The sequence below is a fragment of the Campylobacter concisus genome (genome assembly GCF_902460705.1).
Classification (GTDB): Bacteria; Campylobacterota; Campylobacteria; order Campylobacterales; family Campylobacteraceae; genus Campylobacter_A; species Campylobacter_A concisus_Z.
In genome coordinates this window covers 1-5146 of sequence record NZ_CABPUP010000008.1, presented here as the reverse complement: position 1 = coordinate 5146, position 5146 = coordinate 1, and the positions used below count along the sequence as shown (strand labels likewise).

The following is a 5146-nucleotide window of genomic DNA, read 5'->3' as shown; positions in this document are numbered from 1 at the left end:
AAGATATATTAATATAAAAATAGGAGACTTCATAATAGACTCTTACTTAAAATCTTATGGTATAGATTATTCGTCTACATACAAAGATTCAAAAGTATTCAAATTAATTTTTGAATCTATCTATTTAATAAATTTTTATAATAAAATAATAGATCCTAATATTTATAAGATTATAATAGTCACTCATACCCAATATGCCCAGTACGGTATCTTGGCTAGAGTAGCGTATACAAAAAGCATCCAAGTAATCGAAACAACAGATGCGGTCTTACTACTATCTAATTCGCTTAATAATGATAAAATAAAATATCCTTCTTATCACTCTTCATTAAGGAGTATGATTAAAGCTAGAATACTTAATCTCAAAGATAAAGAAGAATTTATTAAAAATTCTAAAATAAATCTAGATGCTAGGCTTAGCGGAGAGTTTAAACAGCATGATCTGGTCGCAGCATATAGTAATAAAAAAATATACAGTGATTTTGAGTTAAGGCATATATTAAAAATTAATAATAAAAATCCGTTTGTGTTTATCTTGGCTCATGTTTTTTCAGATGCTCCTTTATCTTTAGGAGAAAATATGCTTTTTAGCGATTACTATGATTGGCTTATTTTTACAATAAAGCAAGCTAGTTTAAACAAAGATATAAATTGGATCGTAAAGCCACACCCATCATCGTATGTATATAAAGAAGATGGAATAGTAAAGAAGATAATATCTGATTTAAAGCTAGACAATATATTTTTGTCACCAGAAGATTTTAATACGTCTTCCATGCAAAATTTAGCAAAGGCTATTGTTACTGCAAGAGGAACTGCAGGTATTGAATATAGCTGTTTTGGAATCCCAGTAATATTATCAGGGGATACCTTCTATAGCGGATTTGGTTTTACTATAGAGCCAAATAGCAAAATAGAATATGGGCAAATTCTAAATCAATTGTTAGATATTGATCGTTTAAGCCAAAAAAAAATTAGTGATGCCTTATTGGTATATGGTATTTTTGTAGAATTATGTAATTTAGAAAATGATCCAATAATAACAAGTGAAGTGTTAAATAACGTTTGGGGAACAAATGGCCATAAAGTTGATATAGATAAAGCATATTCAGTAATAAATAATAATATTATGAAGTTTGGTGTATCCTCATGGTCGCATTTAAAACTGGCAAATAGTGTTAATATTTGATTATGTCACAAAAATTACATGTTTTAATAAAAAAAGTTTTATACTTTCTACAATACAAATTTTATTTAATAATAAATAAAATTTTAAATATAAGTATTTCAAAAAGTATGTTTTTACTATTTGATAATAAAAATCAAGAAATTATATTTATAAGATATATCTTTGGGGCTTTAACTATTGTGGGTAACCATAAATCTTATAAAATTGAAATTAATAGAAATTCATTAGCAAAAGAAATATTTAATAGAGAGTATATAAAAAACAACTATGCTGAAATCTATGATATTTTACTACCTTTAAAAATTAAAAGAAAATTTGGTTTTATATTTTTGGAATCTAATACAGTTCAAAATATATGTCAATTAGACTTTAAATTGTCTTATGAATATGTGCGAAGAGTCTTTGAAAAAAATATGCTAAGAAGTGTAAATGTAAACTATTTTAATAATATATTAGAGTCAATTAAATTAATTTCAAGAACTGATGATGAATTTAATATTTTAAAAAAAATATTTACAAAAGTATTTGAAATGGAAAAATATTTGGCTCCCTCGCATGGAGATTTTCATATCAGAAATATATTGAAAAATGAGGATAGATATTATTTGATAGATTTGGATTGTTTTAAGCGTTTTCAGTTTATATGGATGGATGAAATATATTTTGTTATTGAATTGATTGTTTTTGAAAAGAAAAATAATAATTGGCTTGAAGTCGTTAAACAAATTGTTATTGATGGCAGAATACTAATTAAATACAAGGAATATTTTAACCATTTTAACTTCGAGAACCCATATGCGCAATTACTAATTTACTTATTGGATCGTATAGAACAGGAAAAAAAACATACTAATTATAATTTAGATAATATATATAAAATTATTGATTTAATTATCGGGAGAATAAATGATACAAAATATAACATATAATCAAAAATTATTATCAGTAATCATAAGAGCAAACTATGAAAAGGATGGAATAGAATTTTTTACTCCGGATGATTTTTCTCAGCAGCTCGCATACATGAAAAGACCTAAAAATTATGTAATTCCTCCACATGTTCATAATGCAGTATCTAGAGAAGTTCGGTATACTCAAGAGGTTTTATATATTAAAAGTGGTAAAGTAAGAGTTGATTTTTATGATGACAATAAAAATTATTTGCAAAGCACTATACTCAACAAAGGAGACGTAGTACTTCTAGCTTTTGGTGGACATGGTTTTGAGATGATAGAAGAAAGTGAAATTATTGAAGTAAAGCAAGGTCCTTATGCAGGGGAAATGGATAAAATAAGGTTTGAACCAGTGCGAAAAGAAAGATTGGAGATTAAATGATGGACTTTATACCAGTAAATGAGCCATTACTAAATGGTAATGAAAAAAAATATCTAAATGAGTGTATAGATACTGGGTGGATAAGTAGCGAGGGTCCATTTATAAAAAAATTTGAAGAAAATATGTCTAGCTATATAGGTAGAAAATATGCTGTTGCTGTAACAAATGGAACCGCTGCTCTTGAGATGGCTATAGAAGCGCTCGACCTTGGTAAAAATGATGAAGTTATAATGCCTAGTTTTACGATAATATCTTGTGCTCAAGCAGTTGTGAAAGTTGGGGCAAAGCCAGTATTAGTAGATAGTGAGTATGATAGCTTTAATATGAAAGTGGAAGATATTGAGGCAAAAATTACACCAAATACAAAAGCCATAATGGTTGTTCATATATATGGGCTACCTGTGGATATTGATCCGATTTTAAATTTGGCAAAAAAATATAATCTTAGAATTATAGAAGATGCAGCCGAGATGCATGGACAGACATATAACAATAAAATGTGTGGGTCTTTTGGCGATATAAGCATATTTAGTTTTTATCCAAATAAACATGTTACAACTGGTGAGGGTGGCATGGTATTAACAGATGATGAAAATTTGTACGAGAAATGTAAAAGCCTAAGAAATCTTTGTTTTTCGTCAGATGGAAAGAAAAGATTTATTCACGAAAGACTTGGGAGCAATCTTAGAATGACAAATATCCAGGCGGCGCTCGGAGTTGCACAATTGGAAAGGATAAAGGAACATATAATTAAAAAAAGATGGATAGGCAGTATGTATCAGGAGCTGCTAGGCGATATAGATACCATAAATTTACCTATAAAAAATAAGCCATTTGCAGAAAATATTTATTGGGTATTTGCCATTACACTTAAAGATGTTTGCAAAAAAATAGCAAAAGATATTATGCAAGAACTTGCTATTAAAGGAGTTGGAACCAGACCTTTTTTTTATCCCATGCATGAACAACCAGTTTTTAAAAATATGGGACTTTTTAAAAATGAAGACTATCCAAATGCTAAAAAACTTTATGAAAGAGGATTTTATATTCCAAGTGGCCTAGCAATTACGGAAGAACAGATAAAAGAAGTTTCGAAAATTATGCATGAGGTTTTAAAATGAAACAATTTGGAGATTTATATTCAAAATACTATGATCTTCTTTATGAAGATAAAAATTATTCTGGTGAAGTTGAATATATAGATTTTCTAATAAAAAAGAATTATCAAAATGCTAAAACGTTGCTAGATATGGGCTGTGGCACCGGAAAACATGCTGAACTTTTATGTGAAAAGGGCTATAAAGTTCACGGTATAGACTTAAGCCAAGATATGCTTAAAATTGCAAATAAAAGAAAGATTGGAAAGGAAGACAGGCTTGATTTTAGTCATTCAAGTATTCAAAATTTAAATATTGATAAAAAATTTGATGTAATTACTTCCTTGTTTCATGTTATGAGTTATCAAAATACGAATAGTGAACTATTAAAAGTATTTGAGATAGCTAAGAAGCATTTAAATACACATGGAATTTTTATTTTTGATTTTTGGTATGGACCAGCCGTGCTTACGGATTTGCCGGTAACTAGAATTAAGAGACTTGAAGATAAGAATATAAAAATAACAAGACTTGCAGAGCCTATTATTTATGCCCAAAGAAATATTGTAGACGTGAACTATGATATTTTTATAGAAGATAAGATATCGAAAAAAGTAGTAGAAAAAAAAGAATTGCACAAAATGAGGTATTTTTTTGATACGGAGCTAGAATTTATTTGTGAAACGGTTGGTCTTAAGATTTTAAAGAAATATGAATGGATGAGCTATAGAAAACCTAGTTTTAAGAGTTGGAATGTGGCATGGATAGTAAGAAAAGAATTTTGATTATTCATCCTGAAGGAAATATTTATAATAATCCAAATTTATATTCAATAATTAAGTTATTGAATGCTAACTATAGTTTAGAAATTTTTTTACCGAATTTAAAGGTGGCATATGATAGCCTTGAGTTTAAACATATAGTTAAGGTTTACAATAAGATATTCAATAGAATATTTAATAGAATTTTATGGAATCGTTTTTTATTTAAATTTTTTTATAAATTTTTTGAAAAAAAATATTTCTCAAGAGATTTGTATGATTTGATTATAGGTGTAGATCAACTTGGGCTACTATTGGCAAGCGAATTTGCAAAAAGAATAAAAGTTCCATTTGGACTTATATCGTATGAAATTTTTTTTTATGATGAATGTGGCTACAAAGAAAAAAAAATAGAAATAAATGCATCACAAGAATTAGATTTTGCAATAACTCAAGATGATATCAGGGCAAGATTTCTTTCTGAAGAAAATAAAATAAGTAGTAAAAAAATTTTCACAATACCAGTATCATCATCAGATTTTTTTTCTTATAAAAAAGAGTATTTAATTTATGATGAGCTTGATATTCCAAAAGATAAGAACATATTAATATTTATAGGATCGGTTGATAGATGGACTTGTATTGACAAGGTTTTAGCAAATGTTAATAATTTTCCAGATTCTTGGGTATTTGTTTTACATGATAGATATGGTGATACACAAAAAAAAGTAAATAAGCTATACCCACATATTCCTAAATACAAG

6 protein-coding genes are annotated in these 5146 nt (G+C 27.7%); all 6 read left to right on the top strand.

All coding sequences use genetic code 11. From position 1 onward, the window contains the following. The coding region (locus F3G75_RS09200) for a capsular polysaccharide export protein, LipB/KpsS family (protein WP_223154460.1) at positions 1 to 1189 on the top strand (1189 nt) is incomplete at its 5' end. Between the two features lie 107 nt (positions 1190 to 1296). Further along, positions 1297 to 2118: a hypothetical protein gene (locus F3G75_RS09195; RefSeq protein ID WP_149717338.1), complete on the top strand. Its 822-nt coding sequence runs from the start codon at positions 1297 to 1299 to the stop codon at positions 2116 to 2118. Further along, positions 2096 to 2524 carry a cupin domain-containing protein gene (locus F3G75_RS09190; RefSeq protein ID WP_035167068.1) on the top strand — a complete coding sequence of 143 codons (429 nt, stop codon included), beginning with the start codon at positions 2096 to 2098 and terminating at the stop codon, positions 2522 to 2524. Before F3G75_RS09195 ends, F3G75_RS09190 begins: the two co-directional genes overlap by 23 nt. Continuing rightward, positions 2521 to 3645, top strand: a complete 1125-nt coding sequence (locus F3G75_RS09185; protein ID WP_021090405.1) for a DegT/DnrJ/EryC1/StrS family aminotransferase — start codon at positions 2521 to 2523, stop codon at positions 3643 to 3645. The genes F3G75_RS09190 and F3G75_RS09185 overlap by 4 nt, the downstream gene beginning before the upstream one ends. Next, complete coding sequence (locus tag F3G75_RS09180; RefSeq protein ID WP_149717337.1) at positions 3642 to 4406, top strand: class I SAM-dependent DNA methyltransferase; 765 nt, start codon at positions 3642 to 3644, stop codon at positions 4404 to 4406. The genes F3G75_RS09185 and F3G75_RS09180 overlap by 4 nt, the downstream gene beginning before the upstream one ends. Beyond that, a partial coding sequence (locus F3G75_RS09175) for a glycosyltransferase family protein (protein ID WP_149717336.1) occupies positions 4382 to 5146 on the top strand: 765 nt, incomplete at its 3' end. The genes F3G75_RS09180 and F3G75_RS09175, both read left to right, overlap by 25 nt.